Source organism: Magnetococcales bacterium, from assembly GCA_015231925.1.
Classification (GTDB): domain Bacteria; phylum Pseudomonadota; class Magnetococcia; order Magnetococcales; family JADGAQ01; genus JADGAQ01.
On record JADGAQ010000038.1, the window covers coordinates 1 to 21,393 of the forward strand.

General features: G+C 61.0%; 14 protein-coding genes. 9 read left to right on the forward strand and 5 right to left on the reverse strand.

The annotated features are described in order from the left end of the window. The first annotated feature begins 69 nt into the window (after positions 1 to 69). A complete protein-coding gene (locus tag HQL56_06385; protein ID MBF0309136.1) occupies positions 70 to 1,254 on the forward strand; it encodes an AAA family ATPase in 1,185 nt (394 codons plus the stop codon). Then, entirely contained in the window at positions 1,251 to 1,850 is a 600-nt protein-coding gene (locus HQL56_06390; GenBank protein MBF0309137.1) for a DUF4276 family protein, read from the forward strand. Before HQL56_06385 ends, HQL56_06390 begins: the two co-directional genes overlap by 4 nt. A gap of 12 nt (positions 1,851 to 1,862) precedes the next feature. Here the strand turns inward: HQL56_06390 and HQL56_06395 are convergent, their stop codons facing one another. Further along, positions 1,863 to 3,326, reverse strand: coding sequence for a phosphotransferase (locus HQL56_06395; GenBank protein MBF0309138.1), 1,464 nt, complete (start codon positions 3,324 to 3,326; stop codon positions 1,863 to 1,865). A 133-nt stretch (positions 3,327 to 3,459) separates the two neighbouring features. Here HQL56_06395 and HQL56_06400 point away from each other — a divergent pair, with 133 nt between their 5' ends. Together HQL56_06400 and HQL56_06405 are read left to right on the forward strand one after the other, a co-directional pair. After that, on the forward strand, positions 3,460 to 5,088 hold the full coding sequence (locus HQL56_06400) for a diguanylate cyclase (GenBank protein ID MBF0309139.1): 1,629 nt from the start codon (positions 3,460 to 3,462) through the stop codon (positions 5,086 to 5,088). Positions 5,089 to 5,114: 26 nt separating this feature from the next. After that, a complete protein-coding gene (locus HQL56_06405; GenBank protein MBF0309140.1) occupies positions 5,115 to 6,359 on the forward strand; it encodes an adenylate/guanylate cyclase domain-containing protein in 1,245 nt (414 codons plus the stop codon). Positions 6,360 to 6,497: 138 nt separating this feature from the next. Here HQL56_06405 and HQL56_06410 read toward each other — a convergent pair whose 3' ends face one another. Genes HQL56_06410 through purB form a run of 4 tightly spaced genes read right to left on the reverse strand, consistent with a single transcriptional unit; the run spans position 6,498 to position 11,624 of the window. Further along, positions 6,498 to 8,027, reverse strand: a complete 1,530-nt coding sequence (locus HQL56_06410; protein MBF0309141.1) for an adenylyltransferase/cytidyltransferase family protein — start codon at positions 8,025 to 8,027, stop codon at positions 6,498 to 6,500. A gap of 13 nt (positions 8,028 to 8,040) precedes the next feature. Further along, positions 8,041 to 9,042: an SDR family oxidoreductase gene (locus HQL56_06415; protein ID MBF0309142.1), complete on the reverse strand. Its 1,002-nt coding sequence runs from the start codon at positions 9,040 to 9,042 to the stop codon at positions 8,041 to 8,043. 29 nt (positions 9,043 to 9,071) lie between these two features. Then, positions 9,072 to 10,169 carry a radical SAM protein gene (locus tag HQL56_06420; GenBank protein MBF0309143.1) on the reverse strand — a complete coding sequence of 366 codons (1,098 nt, stop codon included), beginning with the start codon at positions 10,167 to 10,169 and terminating at the stop codon, positions 9,072 to 9,074. 54 nt (positions 10,170 to 10,223) lie between these two features. Continuing rightward, positions 10,224 to 11,624, reverse strand: coding sequence for an adenylosuccinate lyase (purB, locus tag HQL56_06425; GenBank protein MBF0309144.1), 1,401 nt, complete (start codon positions 11,622 to 11,624; stop codon positions 10,224 to 10,226). A 217-nt stretch (positions 11,625 to 11,841) separates the two neighbouring features. Here purB and HQL56_06430 point away from each other — a divergent pair, with 217 nt between their 5' ends. The 5 genes from HQL56_06430 to HQL56_06450 all read left to right on the forward strand — a co-directional run bounded on the left by HQL56_06430 (position 11,842) and on the right by HQL56_06450 (position 21,381). Further along, positions 11,842 to 12,888, forward strand: a complete 1,047-nt coding sequence (locus HQL56_06430; GenBank protein ID MBF0309145.1) for a glycosyltransferase family 2 protein — start codon at positions 11,842 to 11,844, stop codon at positions 12,886 to 12,888. Between the two features lie 10 nt (positions 12,889 to 12,898). Further along, on the forward strand, positions 12,899 to 13,642 hold the full coding sequence (locus HQL56_06435; GenBank protein ID MBF0309146.1) for a class I SAM-dependent methyltransferase: 744 nt from the start codon (positions 12,899 to 12,901) through the stop codon (positions 13,640 to 13,642). Beyond that, on the forward strand, positions 13,639 to 15,990 hold the full coding sequence (locus tag HQL56_06440) for a hypothetical protein (protein ID MBF0309147.1): 2,352 nt from the start codon (positions 13,639 to 13,641) through the stop codon (positions 15,988 to 15,990). The genes HQL56_06435 and HQL56_06440 overlap by 4 nt, the downstream gene beginning before the upstream one ends. Continuing rightward, on the forward strand, positions 15,987 to 17,111 hold the full coding sequence (locus tag HQL56_06445; protein ID MBF0309148.1) for a right-handed parallel beta-helix repeat-containing protein: 1,125 nt from the start codon (positions 15,987 to 15,989) through the stop codon (positions 17,109 to 17,111). Before HQL56_06440 ends, HQL56_06445 begins: the two co-directional genes overlap by 4 nt. A 412-nt stretch (positions 17,112 to 17,523) precedes the next feature. Continuing rightward, positions 17,524 to 21,381, forward strand: coding sequence for an ATP-binding cassette domain-containing protein (locus tag HQL56_06450; protein ID MBF0309149.1), 3,858 nt, complete (start codon positions 17,524 to 17,526; stop codon positions 21,379 to 21,381). The last annotated feature ends 12 nt before the right edge of the window (positions 21,382 to 21,393 follow it).

Consider the following 21,393-nt stretch of genomic DNA (forward strand, 5'->3'; position numbering starts at 1 on the left):
CTAAACAGAAGCTTCGGGAGACGGCTAAATCCCAACCGGTGCAGGGAAACCGAAAGGACTATTGGCGCCATGCAGATCGAATCCATCCGGCTCAAGAACTTCAAATGCTTCCGGGAAATTGAGCTGAAGAAAATTCCCCGTTTTTGCGTCCTGGTCGGGGCCAACGGCACCGGGAAGTCGACGTTGTTCAATGTCTTCGGGTTTCTGCGGGAGGCTTTTTCCACCAACGTTCATACCGCCCTGGCCCGCCTGGGCGGGAGTCGCGGTTTTCAGGAAGTCCGCAGCCGGGGGGCGGAAGGTCCCATCGAAATCGAGCTGAAATTCCGTGTTCAGGCCAACGGCCCGTTGGCCACCTATTTTCTCTCCGTTGATGAGAATAACGGCAATCCCCTGGTCCGTCGGGAAATCCTGAAATACCGCCGTCGCAGCCATGGACAGCCCTGGCATTTCCTCGATTTTTCGGAGGGCAAAGGCAATGCCGTGACCAATGAATTGGACAAGGTCATCGATGAATCGCTGCTCAAGCGGGAGGAGCAGACCCTGAAATCGCCGGATATTCTGGCCATCAAGGGGTTGGCCCAGTTCGAACGCTTCCCCGTGGTCAAGGAGTTGGGCAACCTGATCGAAAATTGGCATGTCTCCGATTTCCATATCAACCGCGCCCGTCCCGAACAGGAAGCCGGCTATGCCGAACATCTCTCCCGTGAAGGAGAAAACCTTTCCCTGATGATCCAGTTTCTATACACCCGTCACCGTGCCGTATTCGATCGCATATTGGAAAAACTCTCCCGACGCATTCCCGGTATCTCGCGGGTGGAGGCCAAAACCACCGAGGAAGGCCGGGTGTTGCTGCGTTTTCAGGATAGCTCCTTCGAGGATCCGTTCCTGGCGCGCTATGTCTCCGACGGAACCATCAAGATGTTGGCCTATCTGACCCTTCTTCACGACCCCAAGCCCCATCCCCTGCTGTGTGTGGAGGAACCGGAGAATCAACTCTATCCCTCGCTGCTTCGGGAACTGGCCGAGGAGTTCCGCGCCTATGCCAACGCGGGCGGACAGGTGTTCGTTTCGACCCATTCACCCGATTTCCTCAATGCGGCGGCCCTGAAAGAGGTCTTCTGGTTGAGCAAGGAGCGTGGCTATACCCGGGTGCGACGGGCTCAGGATAACGCGCAACTGGCCGCTTTCATGTCGGAAGGGGATCTCATGGGCTACCTGTGGAAACAGGGCTTCTTTCCCGGAGTGGACCCGTGAGCAGGCAACTGGTCCTGTTTCTGGAGGAGCCTTCGGCCAGTGATTTTCTTCAGGGATTATTGCCGCGACTGTTGCCGGCGGAGATCACGATTCGTTTTATTGTATTCGACGGCAAACAAGACTTGGAAAAGCAGCTTCCGAGAAAACTTCGTGGCTGGCTTGAAGATGCCGATTGCCGTTTCGTGGTGCTTCGGGATCGGGATGCGGGCGATTGTCGGGTAATCAAAAACCGGTTATCGGGACTCTGTCAGGCTTCGGGCAAGGAAGGGGTATTGGTTCGTATCGCTTGTCGGGAACTGGAGTCCTGGCATCTTGGGGATCTGGCTGCCGTGGACCAGGTTTTTCAAACAAAATGGGGCTCTTCACAGAAGAAACGCCACTATCGCAATCCCGATGAATTGGATAACCCCCATCAGGTTCTGTGCAGGTTGGTTCCCGCCTATCAAAAAATTTCCGGTTCCCGTGAATTGGGCAAGGTCATGGATCCGGAAAGAAATGTTTCGCCCAGCTTTCAGGTGTTCCTGAAGGGGATTTACAACATGCTGGACCTGGAATCCCCCCGGAGCGAACAGTCTCCGGATCGAAATGGACCATGAAGGAATCCTGGCTCATTGCCGCAACAGCGGATTGCGCCGGATCAACTGCCAGATCAGCCCGAAGGCGGGCGATAGCTGTTCCAGTCGCGCGGCGAAACCGGGGTCGTCGGCGCTGTAGAGGGCGGTGAGCCGCTGTTTCAGCAGGTGTCGTTGCCCCTCCGAGAAGCCCGCGCCGGGATGATGCATCAGGTCCGCCGTCAGCTTCACCGGGTCGTCCCAGCCGAAATACTCGAAGTCCACGAAGACGATTTCCCCGTCGCTGCGGCGCAAGGCGTTGTGTACGCCGCAATCCGAGGGGCTCAAGGTCAGGGGTACACTCTCCCCGGAGAATCCCCCCTGTTTCAGCAAGGCCTCCACCTGGGGATCGAACTCCTCGCGAAAATAGCGGTCCAGCTCCGGATTGAGCCGGGAAACGGCGTCGAAACGGGCGCGGCGACGACGCAGTTGGGCCAGCACCGCCGCCGGTTGAGGGGTGGCGTCGGAGGCAAGGGGAATCGTGGCCGTTTCCGGGTGCCGGCGCCAGCCGTGCAGTCGGCTCAGAAAGGCCAGCAACGCCTCCAGGAAAGCCTCATCCGCCACCGGCGGCTCGCCTTCGACCCAGTCGAAGAGTGCAGCGGCCTGATTGGTATTCGCGGCCAGCAGCCGGGGGGCGTGGCTTTCACCTCGGGCCTGCAGAAAACGGCAGGCGGCGATCTCATGCCCGATGCGGTCCCGATCATCCTCCCCCTGGCGGGGATAGCGTTTCAGGGCGCGTGGCCCATCCGCCGTCTCCACCCGGAACAACCGGTTGTTGGCGCCCCCGCCCGCCGGTTTGACCCGCACCGCCTGCCGTCCCGTCAGTTCACGGGCCAACAGCTCCTCTTCCGGGCCGAAACAGAGGTCCACCACCTCTTCCAGATTGGACACATGCCACCAACCGGGTGGAACCTGTCCCGCCAGCCGGTAGCCGATGCGCTGTACCCCGTGCGGAAAATCGGGGTCTGCCAACACCTCCGGCAGATCGTCCACGAAGTGGCTCAAGGCCAGTTGGCGAATACGCTGCAACTTGGCCTCGCGGCTATCCTCGAAAAAGACCGCCTCACGGGGAAGACCGAAACCTTCCGCCGCAAAGAAACCGTGCCCCTCCATCCAGTCCATGGCGGCCTGACGCAGGTCGAAACCCGCGCCACGCGCGGCAAAACGGGTTTTGTGGCTGACAATGAAAAGCGGCGCACCCCGTTCACGGGCCGCTTGCATCAGGGAGGCCGCACCGGGCGCCAACTGCGCCTGGTGCAGTCCGGGTCCGTAGACCTCCGCCTGCACCTCCTGCCAGACCCTTTCCCCTTCGGGAAGCCCGCGCAGGGTATCCCGAAGCCTCTCTTTGCTCCACTCTTCGAAGGGCGAAGGCGGCAGTAAACGACTCTTTCGGAGGCACGCGGCGAAGGCCTGCTCGTAACGGATCAAGGTGTTGTCAAGATCAATTCCCAATCGCATCATTGATTTTTCGAACCTTTTCAGTAAAATAAACAAAAATAGATAAATAGGAACAAGTGAAAATTTCCTGCCATGCGTTCAAAGGAGATGATACTATCCCAAAAAAAGAAATCCGCGATACACAGTGCAAGAGGGCATGGCGATGTTCAAACAGAAATTTCTGCGCACCCCCTTTCTGCTCTTTTTCCTGGGCGTGGTCTTTCTGCCGCTGTATGCCCTCTTTTTCACCTTCCCCTCTTTTGAGCGACTGGTGGAGAAGGATGCGGAAAGGCAGGCCATCCGGGTGGCCGATTTCATGGCGCTCCGTCTGCGGCAGAACCAACCGCTGTCACCTCCCGAAGCGGATTATTTTCCCGAGCCGTTGAGGGTTGAACTGGAAGGGATTGCCCGCACCTTCGGAGTGATGAAGTTTCGTCTGTTCGACCCCGGCGGGCGGATTCTGCTCTCCACGGTTCCCGATGAGACCGGTACGGTGAATCGACACGCCTATTTCCAGGAACATGTCGCCAAGGGCAGGGTCTGGTCCAAGACGGTTTCCAAGGACGAGTCGTCTCTCGAAGGGGTGCGGCAGAAACGGGATGTGGCGGAAATTTATGTTCCGATCCTGGATGGGGAGCGTTTTTCAGGCGCCTTCGAAATCTATATGGATATTACCGCTGCCAAGTCCGCGCTTACCGATACCCTCTGGAAATCCAATCAGGCAATAGGGCTTCTGGTTGCGGCCTTTTTGCTGGCGCTCTGGCTGGTACGTCAGTCCGTAACGCGGGCCATGGGGCGCATGAGCGAGGCCATGCACCGCATCGCCGGCGGCAATCTGGAACACCGTGTGCCGGAGATCGGTCAGGATGAATTGACGGAGGTGGCCAGCCTGTTCAATCGCATGGCCAACCAGTTGCAGGATACCTACCGCAACCTCATGGATGAACGGGACAAGCTCAACATCATCATCCAGGGGGCTTTGGAAGGTATCGTGGTCACCGACCGGCAAGGGGGCGTGGCTCTGGTCAATCCGGCGGCGGAACGCCTGTTGGGCAAAACGCGGGAGCGCATCGCCGACGAAGGTTTTTTCACGCTGATCGACGATCCCGAATACATGCGGGAGTTTTTGCAACGACGCGGGGAGAAAATGCCCCGAACCCTGGTCTATAACGAACGGGTGCTCAACTTCTATGCCTTCACCATTCACGACACGGAAGGCCAGGAGATCGGTTCGGCGGCGCTGTTGCGCGACGTGACCGAGGAGAAACAACTGGAGGAGAAACTGCGTCGTCTCTCCTATACCGACGCCCTGACCGGTCTGCTCAATCGACGGCGTCTCGACGAGGTGATCCTGGAGGAGTTCAACCGGGCGCGCCGCTACCGTCTCGATTTCGGGGTGTTGCTTTTCGATGTGGATCACTTTAAAAAATTCAACGACACCTACGGCCACGATCAGGGTGATCGGGTGCTGGTGGCCATCGCTCAGACCGCCCAGGGATTCTTCCGCACCGTGGACTATTGCGCCCGCTACGGTGGGGAAGAGTTCTGCGTCATCATGCCCAATACCGTCATGCCGGGTATCCTCGATGCGGCGGAACGTTTTCGCGCCCGGGTGGCCGACCTCGACATCGACGGTTTGCGGGTGACCATCTCCATCGGTATCGGTGTCTACCACGGTACCCGGGGAGCGGTGGACATGACCACCCCCGCCGCTCTGGTAAAAGCCGCGGACGAGGCCCTTTACAAGGCCAAGGAGCGGGGGCGCAATCAGGTTTGTTTTCTTTAAAGGAGCCTTAACAGGATCGTGCCATCATGAATTCCGTAGTGACCGCCGGTATCGATCTGGAGAGCCGTTTACGCGGCACCGCCAGAGGAGCTGTTCTGCAAGAACTCTTCACCAACGCCATCCACTTCCCCATTGCCAACATCTTCCTGGAAATGCTTCTCAAACCGGATGTCCTGGACTACCTGACGGAGCCGGATATTCTGATCCTGCTCTTTTCCAGTCTGGCACAGGCCTGGTATCTGGGCATGGGGCGCTACCGGGGCCACTGGCGTCCCCTGGCCGGCAATCTGATCGGTCCGGCGCTTTACACCCTCTCCGAGCTGTTGCGAGACGGTATCGAGATCCTGCATGTACCCAACTACATCGCCTATTGGGCTTTTTCCGCAGTCATCGGTCTTCTCCAGGAAGGGCGTCGTTTAGGGCCGGTCTCCCTGCAAGGGGGCTTCCTGTTGCTGGAACATCTGGCGCGTACCGGGATTGTGGTGGTCTGCTACGCCATCTTCGAGAACCTTCAAAAGGGGAAGGTTGTCTCTTTCGAGGGATTCTTCCTGGAAGTGAGTCATGTCTACGTGACGGCCATCATCATGCTGCTGGGGCTGGTGGTGGGCTTCTCGAATCTGGTGGCGCAGCGCTTTTTGCGTATTTTGCAAGAGACTGCCGGAGAGTTACGCATTTACGCCTCTTGGTTTCTGGGACCGCGTTTGCTGAAAGAGGCGGTTGACGGCATGGAGGAGCGTCTGGCGTTGAAGCGCCAGTGGCGTGGGGTGATGTTCATGGATGTGCGGGGTTTCACCCGGTGGAGTGAATCCCATTCCCCGGTGGAGGTGGTCAAGCTGCTCAATGATTATTTCGACGTGGTGGAAAAGGCCATGTCCGGAGCCGATGTCATCAAGGTCAAACACACGGCGGACGAGATCATGGGGGTTTTCCCCGACGGTGAAGAGGCGTTGCGGGTGGCTAAAAGTCTGCGTCCGGTGGTATCCGATTTTCTCAAGGGGTACGGGTTGTCCGCCGGAGTGGGGGTACACGAAGGCGAATTGGTGGAGGGATTGATCGGCAGCAGCGGGGTCAAGCTGTACGACGTGATCGGGGATACGGTCAACACCGGCAAGCGGATTTGCGACAACACGCCGGGCGGCGAGGTCTGGGTTTCGGAGCGGGTCTGGCAGCGGGTGCATCCGGGGCGTTGGCATTTCGGCGAACCGGTGGATGTGGCTGCCAAAGGCAAGAGCCAGCCCCTGCGGGTCTATCCGTTGACTTTCAATATGTAATCTTCTAAGTATCAAAAAAAGGAAATGTTCTGTCCTTTGACTTTGTCTGTCGAGGTTTTTTAAAAAACGTCAAAGTCAACGGACAGAACATTTCCTTTTTTTGATATTTAAAAGATAAAATATTGAAAGTCAAAAAATTTATTTTAATAAGGTGGTGATGTATTTATAAAGCGACACCGGCGTCACCGCCTCGCGGTTGCAGACGATCTGCACATCGAGAGCGGCGGCGGCGCTGCCCAGAAAGGCGGCGAGATCGGGATCGAGCCCGCCGCCAACCCCGATGGCGGACAGGGAGAGAAAAGCATCTCCCGCACCGATGATATCCACCACTTTGGTGGCCAGGGCAGGCACCTTGAAAGGCGTACCGCTGGCGGTATCCATGAAAAGGGCTCCCTCGGGCCCCAGGGTGATGGCCATGTGCCGGGCGTGGACCTTGCGACCGATATCCAGAGTGACCTTTTCCAGCGGATCATGGCGATTGTGGGCGGCCAGCCGCACCTCCGGCTGGTTGAGGGAGACGAAATCGGCCCGCGGATAGCGGGTGATGACGTGATAGCCCCGGTTGCCGCTGTTGATCTGGGTGTTGACCGCCAGAAAACGGGAGTGTTCGCATAAGGCCTTGACCATGGCCGGGGAAATCAGCCCGTTGCCGAAGTCGGCGGCCACCACCACGTCGTATTCGGCGGCATGTTCCCGGATCCAGGCCGTCATGGCCTCATCCACCTCCGGGGTCAGGGGTTCCTTGTCATAAAAGTAGATTTCGAACAGCTTGGTGGCGTCCAGATCCACCAGACGGCGCTTGACCAGCGTCGGGGCCTTCTCGAAATAGTAGAAGACCGGTTCCACCACCGGGGAGAGACGTTGCCGGATGAAGGGTTCCAGCCGGTCGCTGCGTCCCAGTCCCGTCAGCAGCGTCACCTTGGAGCAGAAGCCGGAGAGGTGGTTGGCAATGGCCAGGGAGCCGCCGGGAAACTGCTCGGTGGAGTGGAATTGCACCGACAGCACGTTGCCGCTCTTGCCGGTCAGCCCCAGGGGGGTCGAGTAGCAATATTCGTCCACGATGGCTTCGCCCACCACCAGCACCTTCAGTCGCTGCAGCGACTGGGTGAGTTCGATCACCTGCCGTGAGCTGAAGCGGTTCTTGAATTCGGTGAGAAAGGCTTTGGTCGAAGGCGGGAAGATGTCCAGATGTTCGTTGATCAGGTTGGTGGAGCTGAAGATGATCTCATCGGTGAAGCAGACCCGACCGCCGAAGGACTCCACGGCGTTGCATTCGTGAATGATGTTGCCGGTAATATCGTCCTTGGGGGCTTCGTACTCCCGGCCTTTGACATAGACATCGGGCTTGAGCAGGTGAATCACCGGAACGGCGGTGGGATCGGGATTGATGGCGACGAAATCGACGCACTCCAGCGAAGCCAGGCTTTCGGCACGCAGTTGCTGGGGAAAGATGGGTCGACCGGGGCCTTTGTTGACGTAGGCGTCGCCGGTCACGGTGACACAGAGGATGTCCCCTTCCTGACGAGCCCGTTTCAGATGGCGGATATGGCCCAGGTGCATCAGATCGAAGGTGCCGTGGCACAGCACGACGCGCTTGCCCTTGCGCTTGAGACCGGCAACCCGTCGAGCCAGGCTGTGGAGTTCCAGGATTTTTCGATCCGGGACCATGATCCCCCTCCCGTTATTCTTGACTGTCCGCTTTTCCCAGGTAATGAAACCAGGAAGCGGTTGCTTTGGCAATGGATGACGCATCCCAGAGGGGGGCGCTGCGCCAGTCGTCGATGTGTTGCAGCATGATGGCCACGCCCTCCTCGAAGCTGACTTTGGGTTGCCAGTCCAGCAGGGTACGAATGCGGGTGGTGTCGCCGAAGGTGATTTCCGGTTCGCCGGGGCGTTTGGGAATGAAGGTCACCTCGCCGCCGAGCAGAGCCACGAGGCGGTTGACGCTCCGGTGGGCGCCGCTGCCGACGTTGAGGGCCTGACCGCTGAGAGAGGAGTGGGCCGCAGCCAGAAAGGCTTCCGCCACGTCGGTGACGAAGGTGAAGTCGCGGGACTGGCTGCCGTCGCCCACCACGGTGAAGGGTTTTCCCGCCAGCTTCTGCGCCAGAAAGACCCCGAAGACGGCCCCGTAGGCCCCGGTGGTGCGGGAGCGGGGGCCGTAGACGTTGAACAGCCGCAGGGAGAGGGCCGGCAGTTTGTAGGTTCCCGCCCAATGCAACACCAGCTCCTCGCCCATGTATTTGGTCAGGGCGTAGGGGTATTGCGGACGGATCGGGCTCTCTTCCGGCGTGGGATAGAGGTCCGGAATGCCGTAAGAGGAGGAGGAGGCGGTGTAGATGAAGCGTTTGACCCCGTGTTTGCGGGCCGCTTCCAGGCAGTTGAGGGTGCCCTGCACGTTGACCTGGAAGTAGTCCCCCGGTCGTTCGATGGAGGGGACGATATCGGCGATGCCCGCCAGGTGAAAGAGCCAGTCCACGCCGTCGCAGGCCCGATCCATGGCTTCCGGATCGAGGATGGTGACGGGAAAGACCTCCAGGCTGCGGTTTTTCTGGTGCGGGTCGAGGTTTTCCGGACGACCCGTGGAGAAGTCGTCCACCACCCGCACCGTATGCCCCCGGGAGAGGAGGAGGGCGGTGAGATGAGATCCGATGAAACCGGCACCACCGGTGACCAGGCAACGCATGGCAAGACCTCCGGGTCCGCGAAGACCTTTCAGATGAAATTGACGTGAGGCACCGGTTCTTCCGTCAACTGGTGCAGATAGCCGTTGATGGCGTCCATGCGGCAGGAGCGGCGGCAGCCGCCGATATCCAGCTCATGGGCCACGAAGGGGACGGCCTGTCGGCGACGTTCCCCCTCCCAGATCTCTTGAAACGTGGCGGTATTGATATTGCCGTATTCGAAGCGGGGGTCGAGCAGATAGGCGCTGCAGCCGGAAACGGTACCGTCGGCCATGATGTAGGCCCAGAGAAACGGCACGGCCCGACAGGTGGTGTAGCGTTCGTTCGACTCGTAGCGGGCCATGGTCTGACTGCGGAAGATGACCCGGAAGTCGGCGGTGGCACAGGCGGCCAGCTCCTTGCCAAGCTCGGCATAGGGGGCGTAATCGAGTTCGGCGAAGGTGCGGGTGTGGCTGAGCTGGTGTTGCGAATAGGGTTTCACCACCAGGTAATCCAAGCCGATATCATCCCGACAGAGGCGGGCCAGGGTGGCCATTTCGCCGGCGTTGTCGGGCAGCAGCAGCGCCTGGGCCCCAAGGGTGCAGGAGAGCTTGTCGCGCCGGCGGGTTTCGACCATGCGGCGAAGATTGTCCACGGCCTTGTGAAAATCGCGCTCCCGGGTGCGGTGGATGGCGGCGTAGCTTACGGGGGTGCCCGCGTTGATGGAGGCCTTGAACCAGGAGAGGCGGGGCAGGGCATCCTCCAGGAAACGCGGCGGCAGCACGGTGGCGTTGCTGGTGATGGCCACATCCAGCCCCGCTTCCCCGGCATCGACCACCATGCGGGGCAGCTCCTTGTGCAGCAGGGGTTCGCCCTCGCCGGCCAGCATGATGCTTTTCACCCCGAGCCGCCCCATCTCCCGCAGGCGCTCTCCCAGCAGAGCGGCATCGAGGCGGGTGCTTTTGTAGCCCACGAAATCGACGGCGCAGAAAGAGCAGCGATGGTTGCAGGCTCCCAGCGGGGAGATTTCGACGTAGAGGGGGTAGATGCCCTTCGCCTTGTCCCAATCACCGCCGCACTCGATCAGCTCCGCCACCCGTCGGGGATGGTAGATCAACTTGTGGCTGTCGATGCGAAAGGGGTCGTTCATGGTATGGGCTCGTTTTAGTTCCGTGTCGCTCCTGGGAGGATTATCGGCTGCCATTTAACATTTATGCAGCCTTTTTTCGCGCTCTTCCGCAATCCACTCCCGGGTCAGACGCGCGGCCAGGCCGGTGTAGGTGGCGGGTTCCAGGGAGAGCAGCCGGGTTTTGGCCTCCGCCGGCAGTTCGAGAGAGGCGACAAAAGCCGTGAGGCCGGGGCGATCGATGCGTTTGCCGCGGGTCAGTGCCTTGAGCTGCTCGTAGGGTTCCGGCAGACCGTGGCGGCGCATGACGGTCTGGATGGCTTCCGCCAGCACTTCCAGGTTGGCCTCCAGATCCTCGGCCATGCGGGCCGGATCGGCCTCCAGCTTGCCCAGCCCGCGCAGTGCCGACTGCAGGGCCAACAGGGTGTAACCCAGGGCGCTGCCCAGGTTGCGCAAGGTGGTGGAGTCACTCAGATCCCGTTGGAAGCGGGAGACGGGCAGTTTTTCCGCCAGATGGCAGAGCAGGGCGTTGGCCACGCCGAGGTTGCCCTCGGCGTTTTCGAAATCGATGGGATTGACCTTGTGGGGCATGGTGGAGGAGCCCACTTCACCGGCCTTGGTCTTCTGGCGGAAGTAGCCCAGGGAGATGTAGCCCCAGAAGTCGCGGCAGGCATCGAGCAGCACGGTGTTGCCGCGCACCAGGGCGTGAAAATAGCCCGCCATGCCGTCGTGGGGTTCGATCTGGGTGGAGAAGGGTTGATGGCTCAGCCCCAATCCGCTGACGAAGCGTTGCGCCAGGCGGGGCCAGTCGGCTTCGGGAACGGCGGCGACATGGGCATTGAAGTTGCCCACCGCGCCGTTGATCTTGCCGGGCAGGGGCAGGTCGGCCAGGGTCTGCCGTTGTTGAAGCAGGCGGTGAGCGAAATTGGCCACCTCCTTGCCCAGGGTGGTGGGGGTGGCGGGCTGCCCGTGGGTGCGGGAGAGCATCGGCACCTCGGCCAGGGCCTCGGCCATGTCGAGCAGGCGATCCAGCAGTTTGTCCACAGCCGGCAGAAGCACCCGATCACGGGCCTCTTTCAGCATCAGGGCGTGGGCCAGGTTGTTGATGTCTTCCGAGGTGCAGGCGAAGTGGACGAACTCTGCGGCGGAAGCCAGGGAGGTACCCGCCAGTTGCTCCTTGATCAGGTACTCCACCGCCTTGACATCGTGATTGGTGACCGACTCCAGCTCCTTGACGCGACGGGCGTGCGCGGTGTCGAAACCCTCTTCGAGCCGTTGCAGCAGGGCGTTTTGTTCTTCCGTCAGGGGCGGCAGCTCCGCCATGACCCCTTCCCGGGCCAGAAAGGCCAGCCAGCGCAGTTCCACGATCACCCGGTAACGAATGAGACCGAATTCGGAACAGTAGGGCCGCAAGGCGGCGGTTTTGTCGGCGTAGCGCCCGTCGAGGGGGCTCAGGGCGGTAAGGGGGTCGAGTGGCAGATTCATTCCGGTGTGGCCCATGGTTGAGTGTCGGCAGTCGATTCCGATGAGCTTACCTCAAGATGGAGAGAAAATCACCCGTTGAGGGTGAGTCTGACCCGGAGGGGGATCGGCGGAGGGATCCGGTAACGGCTTTTTCAAGGGTTCGGAGTATGTTACCCTGCCGGAATAAGGATGGAGGGGCTAAACCGATGCGGCACTTTCGGGGTCGGGTTGAATGCAGAAATTGATCAGTGTGGTGATTCCGATTTTTAATGAAGTGGGCAATATCGACCCCTTGCTGGACCGGTTGGCCAGGGTTGCCGACGGACTGCCCTACCGTTTCGAGTTCGTCTTCGTCGACGACGGCAGCCGGGATGGCAGTCTGGAGAGCCTGTTGCGGCGTCAGTTCACCGACAACCGGGTCGTGGTGGTCAGCCTCTCCCGCAACTGGGGCCATCAGAACGCCTTCAATGCCGGGCTGGAGGTGGCTCGCGGCGATGCCCTGATCCTGATGGACGGGGATCTGGAGGATCCGCCGGAGCTGATTCCGCAACTGATCGCCCGCTGGAACGAGGGGCGGTTCAAGGTGGTCACCACCGTCAAGGAGTCGCGCAGTCAAAGCGGTCTGCGGCGTCTGCTGACCCGGTTCTACTATTTTCTCATCCGCCATCTGACCAAATCGGATCTGGATAACCAGTCGGGCATGTTCTCCCTGATCGACCGGCGCATCGCCGACCACCTCTTCGGCATGAAGGAACGCAACAAGAGCTATCCCAACCTGCGCTCCTTTCTGGGTTACAGCCGCGCCGCCATCGCCTATCACCGACCGCCGCGCGGGGCCGGCGCGCCGAAGCAGACCCTGCTGCATCTGATCAACGACGGGCTCAACGCCATCTTCTCCTTCTCCTTCCTGCCGATCCGGGTGATTTCGGTGGTGGGTCTGCTGCTGACCAGCTTCTTTCTGGTGATCGGGGCCGTGACCTTCATCGTTCGGGTCACGGACACCCGTTTCTGGATCTTCTATCCCCTGCCGGGATTCTCCCTCACCCTGCTGTTACAGCTTCTGATCGCCTCGTTCCAAATCCTCTTCCTGGGGATTCTCGGGGAGTATCTGGCCCGCATCTACGACGATATCCGGCAGCGCCCCAACTACATCATCGAGACGGTCTATCGGCAGCCGGGTGAGGGGAGTGGAATGAACCCCGATGCGACGCGGTCCGAACCCGACGCCGCCACCGGAGACCGGCACGACACTCCGACGCAGCAGCCGGATCAGGCGTGACGGGGATGCGATGAATACCATTCCGGATGGGCATTTCGAGAGTCTGGCCTGCAACGAATTAACCTACTGGTGGCATTGCAATCGGGTCGAATTCGCCTCCGCGCTGTTGAAACGGCACGTCCCGGATGCGCACACCCGGCAGGTGGTCGATTTTGGCTGCGGAACCGGCGGTTTTTTGCACATGATCTCCGAACGCATGGGCTTTCAGGGTGCGATCGGCCTGGACCGCTCTGCCACGGCCATCACCCATGCCAGACGATTCGGGGAGAACTACCATCTCCGGACCGAGGAGGGGGAGGCTCTTCCGAGCGGCACCGATTTGATCTTCCTGATGGACGTTCTGGAACACATCGATGACGACGTGGCCTTTCTGAGGAACCTGTTCGCCATGCTGCCGGAACACGGGCTGGTGCTGATCTCCGTTCCGGCCATGCCGGTTTTATACAGTCAGTGGGACAGGCAGCTTGGCCATTTCCGACGGCATACCCGAGCGGGTCTGGAAGAGCGGATTGTTCGGGCCGGAGGTCGTTGTCTCGCAATAACCTATTGTTTTTCTTACCTGGTTGCTCCGGCGCTTTGGCGGCGGTTGCAGGATTCCCGGGGTATGCAGGGGAGCTGCGAATTTCCACCCACTGCCGATTGGCTGGGGGGGGTGTTGAAGGTTGCCGGACGATGGGAGGCCGGGTTGGGAAGCCGCATCCCTCTGCCGTTCGGAACTTCGCTGTTTGCCCTGGTTCGAGCAAAACAACCGTGAACCAGGCCGCCTCGCCGCACGTCAGTCCGCCCTCCGCCGGGACCGAAATCAACAGCGGCCTGATCCGGGTGGTAGTGGTGATTCTGCTGGTGGCGTTATGTGTGATATTGCTGCAAAAGGATCCTTATTACTTCTGGAGGGACGACTACCAGTCCTACTTCCTGCCCACCTACATCGACTCCTTGCGAAGTTTCCGGCAGGGGGAGTGGCCCCTGCTGAGTCCCCATTCCTGGTTGGGAGGCGCGTTGGCCAGCGAATACCAGGCCGCCGTCTTCGCCCCGGTTCCGGTGCTGCTGACCGCGTTCGGGGAGCTGTTCCGCCTCGATCTGCCCCATCTTGCGGCCTTCATCGCCATCGGTCATCTGCTCATTCTGGCCTTGGGTGTGGTGCAAATGGGGGTGCAGCGCCACTGGCCGGGAGGGCTGGCGGTCATGGCGGCCCTGGCGGTGTCGCTCAACGGCTGGATCATGACCTGGGGGGCCATCAACTGGATCGGCGCGGTGACCAGTTTCGCCTGGATTCCCTGGTTTTGGTGGAGTTTGGAACGCGCCCTGGCGCGGCGGGATGCCCCGCTGTCGCTGTTATGGCCCGTGTTCTTCCTCTATCTGGTGTTGAGCGCCGGCTGGCCCTTCACCGTGTTCATGGCCCTGCTGCTCAGTTTGTGGCTGGGGTTGCGCCATCTGGTCGAAACCCGGAGCCTGCGCCTCTCCTGGCCGGTGCCGCTGGTCTGGCTGTTGGGCGGATGCTTCGCCTCGCCCTCCCTGCTGATGCTGGTGGAGTACTTCGCCAACTCCCGACGCGCTTCGGTATCGATACTGACCCGTGACCTGACCGTTCCGGCGACGGCCTGGGCCGGACTGGCGCTGCCGTCGAACCAATCCCTCTGGAGCGTCTTTCTGGAGCCCTTGCAGCGTCCCAACCTGGAGATGATTTGCGGCCTGTTCCCCATCTTGCTGGTGGTGTCGGGCTTTGTGCGATCGGGTCCGCGACTGTACCGCAGCCACCCCTGGGAAGTGGGTTTCTTCGCGCTGTTGATCCTGGTGTGCAGTCTGCCCAGCATGGCCCCGTTGCGCTGGTCCTATCGCTGGTTGCCCCTGTTCCATCTGGCGCTGGCCGTGCTGGCGGTGGAAAGCTACCGCTCCTTCCGACCCGGTCCGGGATGGCGCAACAACCCCGCCCTGACCGGTCTGATGCTGCTGGCCGGACTGGCCCTGGTGGAGATGCTCTTCTTCCCCCTGGCCGATCAGGCCGAGGGGCTGATCCTGGGTTCGCTGCTGCTGTGCCTGGTCTGGCTGGCCGTGGAACATCTCCCGGTGCAACGGGCCTCGCTCAAGCACGGCTTTCTGGCCCTCGGGGTCTTTCTGGCCCTGGCGGGCAGTTATCTCAGCCTTTATCCGTTCCGCATCACCCTCTGTTTCCCCATCGACGACCGACTGCGCGAGGCGGTCCCGCTCGATCCGAAACGGCGTTACCTGGGCCTCTACACCGTGCAGGACTACTTCCGTTTCGGCAAAGGCAATCATGACGGAGGCGTCGGCTTCTCCCCGTGGAGTCGGTTGAGACCCGGCAACAGCGCCCTGTATGCCGGTTTGGAGACGATCAACGGCTATTCCCCCATCGCCCCGCTGCCCATCAGCCACCTGTTCCACGACATCTCCCCCCATGGCATGCTGGCCAGAGAGCAGATGGCCCTGATACTGGAGTCGGAACGGAAGGGGGGGCTGTTGTTGCCCCTGATGGGCGTGGACGGGCTCCTTTTGGGCAACGACAGCCTGGAAAGCGCCCTGCAACCCCTGCTCGATACGGGACGCTGGATCCTGGTGGACCGCAACGAGGAGGGGGCGGTATTGCATCGCCAACAGGGGGTCGCTCCGCGGATCTGGTCGATTCCCGAAGTGACCTGGCGTTCGAGAAAGGAGATGGCCAGCCTGCGCACCTTTGCGGAGGCGGCTCTCGGACGGGAACCATTCGCCATGACCACCGATGCCCGAATCGTGGCGGAGCAACGGTCGCGTTTCGCTCCGGTGGCTGTTTCGAATGCCCTCGAAAGGCGCAACTCGGTGCAGGTGGAGGTTCGCACCGCTGCGGACCGGGAGGGACTGGTGGTTTTTTCGCGAGCCTGGCGTCCGGAATACAAAGCCTGGCTCGACGGAGAAGCCCGACCGGTGGTGGCGCTGCAGGGGTTGCTGCCGGCGGTGCTGCTGCCCGCCGGCGCTCACGGGCGTCTGGAACTGGTCTATGCCCCCGACTCCCTGCGCCTTGGTCTGATACTGGCGGGAGGGGCGGGTTTCGGCTGTCTGGTCTGGTTTTTCGTGGTGAGCCGTCGCAAGAGGGAGGTGGGGGGATGACTCGTATCGTTGCCGGATTCGGTCTCGGGATGCTGGTAGTGTTATTGACCCTTCCGCTTCGGGCGGCGGTTTTGGAGGTCGGGGAGGGGCGTCCCTTCGCCCATCCCCAGGCGGCGCTGGCGGCGGTCAAAGCGGGGGATGAGATCCGGGTTCATCCCCTGTCCGACGGGAAGCCGTACCCCGGGGTGACGTTGCGTCTGAATCTGCCCGGCCTCACCCTGCGTGGCATGGGTGAAAAGCCGGTACTCCTGTCGGCGAAGGGGGTGGATCTCAGCGGTCGCGGCCCCGTGCCACGCGCGGTGATTCAACTGGATCCTTCGGCCCAAGGGGCGCTCATCGACCATTTCGAGATAGTCAACGGCCACAATGACGATGGCAATGCCGCCGGCATTCGGGTCAATCAGGCCAACGACGTGACGGTGCGCCGTTGCGATTTGCACCACAACGATAACGGTATTTTCTCCAATCCCGGCGGCGAGGGAGAGGTTCGACGGTTGCGGCTGGAAGAGAACCGCATTCACCACAACGGGGCCGCCAAAGGTCGCGGCAACAGCCACAACCTCTATTTGGCCGGTGCAGGGGTCTATCTGCTGAAAAACGAGGTTCACGACAGTCTGGATGGTCATAATCTCAAAAGCCGCACCCATCTGTTGCTGGCCGAGGAGAATCTGTTTCGACATGCCCGGCAGCGGGAGATCGATCTGGTCGATTCCCGCGAGAGCGCGGTGGCCGGCAGCGATGTCCTGCTGCGCGGCAATCGCATCATCAAAGGCCACAAGGCCAAAAACCATGAAGTGATCTATTTCGGCAGCGACGGATCTCATCAGCGCCGAGGCACCCTGTACCTGTTGAACAATGTGCTGGAAACACCTTTCACCACCGCCATGATCCACCTGGACGGGCCGGAGGTGGCTATGCACCTGGATGGAAACCGCCTGGTGACCACATCCGCCCCGAAGCCGGGACGGCTGCTGCGCTACTCCGGCGGGGCCGCGGAGGGACGGGTGGTGTCGGGGCGAAACAGCCTCTCGCCGGGTTTTTCCGATGCCCTGCCGAGCGGCACCCCTGCCGGGTTACCGTTGTCCCTGACGCACCTGGAGGCGTTGCGTCGTTCACCCTGATGAAGGGCCATGCCCCTCATGGGCTCATTTTTGCCGATATTGCGCGATTTTTCTCAAGAATCTCCTTCCCGTGCCCGATACACCAGATGATCCATCAAGGAGGGCGCCGGCGGAGAGGGTTTCCTGCTGGATCTCCACTGTCAACCGTTGAATCTCTATAACAAAATAGATATTCTTCACACGTTTTATGAATGGGTTCGGGATGAATTAGAGGATACTTTTGCGACATAATGACGTCATATTTTGTTGATATTACCCTTAATTTTTTTGGAATTAATTTCTAATCTCGATTTGGCAGACAGAAAGGAACCTCTTGTGCCGTATTGGCTGGTTTCAAGGGGAGAAATGGGGCGACAGACCCGTTTCAAGGCTTTCCTCCATCCGGTATCACTTTCCCGAGGCGGTGAAGATCATGAGTGAGTTGCACGAGGGCTATCCCTGGCGCAAAAAACGCATAGACACCTACATTGTGCTGGGCATCGCCTCGTTCATGATCAACGTCGTCGGCGTCGCGGTTCCTCTGGCGCTGCTGCAGGTCTACAACCGCATCATTCCGAACCAGGGGGAGGCCACCCTCTCGATCCTGGTTCTGGGGGTGTTGGGAGCCCTGGCCGTCGATGCGGCGTTAAGAACCTTGCGCACCCTCTTCATCGGCTGGTACGGAGCCCGTTTCGAGCATGGCGCCAGTTGTGACGTCTTCCGCCGCATATTGCAGTCGGAACCCCGGGATCTGGAGCGCATCGAAGGGGCCCAGCAACTGGAGCGCATGAGCGCCATCCATACCCTGGGAGAGCTCTATTCGGGGCAGGCCCTGCTGGCCATATTCGATCTGCCGTTCCTGCTCATCTACCTCTTTCTGGTCTACACCCTCGGCGGCTGGCTGGTTCTGGTTCCGGTGGTTTCGCTGATTCTGGTCACCATTCTGTCGGGCACTTTCGGCACGAAACTGCTGCAGGCCCTGACCAAGGATTCCGAGCAGACCCAGCGTCGTTTCGGTTTCATCACCGAAACCCTGGCCCGGATCCATTCGGTGAAGTCGCTGGCCATGGAGTCCCTGATGCTGCGGCGTTACGAGATGCTGCAGAACGCCAACCTCAAACAGACCTACGACATCATTTTCCTGGGGGCCACACTGCCGGCGGTTTCCTCCATGGCCTCCCAGATCACCGCGTCGGTGGTGCTGGCTTTCGGCTCCTGGGCGGTCATCGACGGGCAACTGACCACGGGTGGCCTGGCGGCATGCCTGATGTTGTCGGGACGCACGCTGCAGCCCCTGCAGACACTGGTGGCCGGATGGACCCGTCTGCAGGCCATTCGTCTGGCCCGCAAGGATGTGGACCTGCTGTTGCAGATGCCGCAACGCAAGGTCGCGGAGGGAATGACCGACAGTTCCGCAGAACTGCAGGGACGGGTTTCGCTGCAGGAGGTTCGCGTCGGAGCCGAGGGAACCCCGGCGGTCTTGCGCGACCTCACCCTGGAAGTGGCTCCGGGGGAGTGCGTGGCCATCATCGGGGAGAGCGGCAGCGGCAAGACCACCCTGCTCAAGCTGATCGCAGGACGCCTGCTGCCGGATCGGGGCACGGTGAACGTCGATGGTTCTCCCGCCCACGCACTGCCCGACACCTGGCGCAAGCAGGTGGCCTATGTGCCCCAGCAGGGCACCTTGTTCAACGGAACGATCCTGCAAAATCTGACCATGTTCGATGAGAGTCGCCGGGAGGCGGCGCTTCGGGTGGCGGCCAGTCTCGGTCTGGATCAGGTGGTCTCCCGCATGCCCAAAGGCTACGCCACCGTTGTGGGCGACGGCGCCTCCGATGCTCTGGCCGCCGGGGTGGTGCAACGCATCTCCATCGCCCGCATTCTGGCGCTGGAACCGCGTATTCTGCTCTTCGACGAAGCCAACATGGCCATCGACTCCGCCGGGGACGGGCTGCTGCGCACCTGTCTGGAAGAGCTGAAGGGGCGCTGCACCATCATCCTGATCTCCCTGCGGCCTTCCCTGCTGCGCATCGCCGACCGCTCCTTCAAACTGGGAGGGGGCACCCTGGAGGCGCTGGCCAGTTATCGCGACGGTCTGGACAGCATCAACGCGGTCCTGCCAGCCGAAACGGCGGGCATGCAGTCCATGCGGGAGGAGGCCAGGATCCGCGCCCTCGGGGATGGCCTCGGGGACGAACCCAGCTGGACCCGCTTTCTCGACGAACTTCCGGTGGCCAACGCCTATTCACGCTGTTTGAAGTTGCTGCTCACCGGGGTGAAATGGAGCGGGCCGTCCCGTCAGTTGGCGGAAGCCCTGCCGCACTTTTCGGACAGCATCGATCTGACCGATCTGTGCAACACCATGGCCAATCTGCAATACACGCATCGCATGGCGGAAGGCGTGCCGGAGGATATCGACCCCCGGCTGATGCCTTATTTGTTCGTATCGGCCAAGGGTCGGCCCTATGTGGTGGTGGGGCGGGATGGCAATGGCCAACCCCTGGCCTTCGACGGAGAGGATAACGTGGTGCGCCCCGGCTCCGGCATCGGTACGGGACAGGCCTTTTTCTTCACGCCACCCAACCCGGACGCGGTCAAACCCAAAAGCTGGGTTACCCATCAGATTGACCGGTTCCGCTCCCTGATCTGGATGATCATGGGCTTGACCATCCTGGGCAACGTTCTGGCCACCGCCACCCCTCTGTACACCAAAGCCATCTACGACAACATCATTCCCAGCGGCTCCGTGGCCATGGGCTTCTCCCTTCTGGCCGGAACCCTGCTCGCCATTCTGGTGGACTGGTTGCTGCGGTTGCAGCGGGCGCGCATCCTGGCCTATATCGGCGCCAAGGCGGAGCGGGTGTTGGGAAGCGGCATTCTGGAGCGTATCCTGGCGCTGCCGGCCTCCTTCACCGAGCGGGTCGCCGTCGGGGTTCAGGTCTCCCGCATCAAGACCCTGGAAGTCATTCGGGACATGTTCGTCGGCCCCCTGGCCTTCCTCTACTATGATGCTCCTTCGACGCTCCTATTCCTGATCGTGCTGGGGCTCATCAGCCCGGACGTGATCCTCTTCATGATCGGCCTGATCGTGGCGCTGGCCTTGCTGGCTTTTGCCCTGATGCCCTATCTGCGGCGCACCACGGCCAACTCCTCCAAGGTTATGGGGCAGAGGCAGGCGTTTCTCACCGAGGCCTTGTCGCGTGTGCAACTCATCCAAAGCACCCACGCCGACGCCATCTGGTATCAGCGCTTCCGCGACCTCTCCGGCAAGGCGACCATGGCCTCGTTTCTGGTCAGCCAGTTGACCTCCCTGTTGACCACCCTGGCCCAGACCCTGACCATGATGGCCTCCGTGGGGGTGATGACCATCACCGCCAAGGGCGTCATGGCCGGAACCCTCTCCTCGGGGACGGTCATGGCGGCCATGATGCTGACCTGGCGCATCTTCGCCCCCATTCAGACCACCTTTCTGGGCATCGCCCGCATGGTGCAGGTCTTCAACAGCATCGGGCAGATCGACCGTCTGATGGAGATGAAGGGCGAGCGCGATTTCGCCGCCCACGCCTCCAGCCGCACCTTGAAAGGGGCCGTCGGTTTCTCCCGGGTTTCGTTCCGCTACAGCAGCGATTCGGAACCGGCCCTGGTCGGTGTCTCCTTCCGGGTTCCGGAGGGGTCGGTGGTGGCGGTGATCGGAGCCAACGGCTCCGGCAAATCGACGCTGCTCAAGATGATCCTCGGGCTCTATCAGCCCCAGGCCGGAAGTGTTCTCATCGACGAGGGGGATATCCGGCAACTGGATCCCATCGACTTGCGCCAGAACGTCAGCTATCTGCCGCAGAACTGCGACATCTTCTTCGGAACCGTGGCGCAGAATCTGCGACTGGCCAATCCGGTGGCCTCCGATGCCGAACTGGAGGAGGCGTGCGGGCGGGCGGGACTGCTGGAAGAGATTCGCCGCATGCCGGAGGGCTTCGGCACCCGGCTCAACGAGAGCCGGTCGGAAAAACTCTCCACCGGTTTCAAACAGCGGCTCTCCCTGGCCCGGGCCTACCTGAAAAAGTCCAAGATCATGCTCTTCGACGAACCGGGCAACAACCTGGACGCCGAGAGCGAACGCTACTTCCGGGAAGCCATTCTGGAGAGTCGCGGCAAGGTGACCAGCTTCATCGTCACCCACCGGCCCTCCCACATGCAGATGGCCGATGTGGTTCTCTATCTGGAAGGCGGCTATCTGAGGGCAGCGGGCAAACCGGAAGATGTCCGCAAGATGCTGCCGCAAAGTTTCATTTGATTCGGGTCGAGA

Bases quoted from the DNA above. Each gene is read 5' to 3' on its own strand.
- HQL56_06395 (MBF0309138.1), bottom strand. From the start codon at position 3,326: ATGATGCGATTGGGAATTGATCTTGACAACACCTTGATCCGTTACGAG.
- HQL56_06445 (MBF0309148.1), top strand. From the start codon at position 15,987: ATGACTCGTATCGTTGCCGGATTCGGTCTCGGGATGCTGGTAGTGTTA.
- HQL56_06420 (MBF0309143.1), bottom strand. From the start codon at position 10,169: ATGAACGACCCCTTTCGCATCGACAGCCACAAGTTGATCTACCATCCC.
- HQL56_06430 (MBF0309145.1), top strand. From the start codon at position 11,842: ATGCAGAAATTGATCAGTGTGGTGATTCCGATTTTTAATGAAGTGGGC.
- HQL56_06450 (MBF0309149.1), top strand. From the start codon at position 17,524: ATGAGTGAGTTGCACGAGGGCTATCCCTGGCGCAAAAAACGCATAGAC.
- HQL56_06385 (MBF0309136.1), top strand. From the start codon at position 70: ATGCAGATCGAATCCATCCGGCTCAAGAACTTCAAATGCTTCCGGGAA.
- HQL56_06415 (MBF0309142.1), bottom strand. From the start codon at position 9,042: ATGCGTTGCCTGGTCACCGGTGGTGCCGGTTTCATCGGATCTCATCTC.
- HQL56_06400 (MBF0309139.1), top strand. From the start codon at position 3,460: ATGGCGATGTTCAAACAGAAATTTCTGCGCACCCCCTTTCTGCTCTTT.
- HQL56_06410 (MBF0309141.1), bottom strand. From the start codon at position 8,027: ATGGTCCCGGATCGAAAAATCCTGGAACTCCACAGCCTGGCTCGACGG.
- HQL56_06435 (MBF0309146.1), top strand. From the start codon at position 12,899: ATGAATACCATTCCGGATGGGCATTTCGAGAGTCTGGCCTGCAACGAA.
- HQL56_06405 (MBF0309140.1), top strand. From the start codon at position 5,115: ATGAATTCCGTAGTGACCGCCGGTATCGATCTGGAGAGCCGTTTACGC.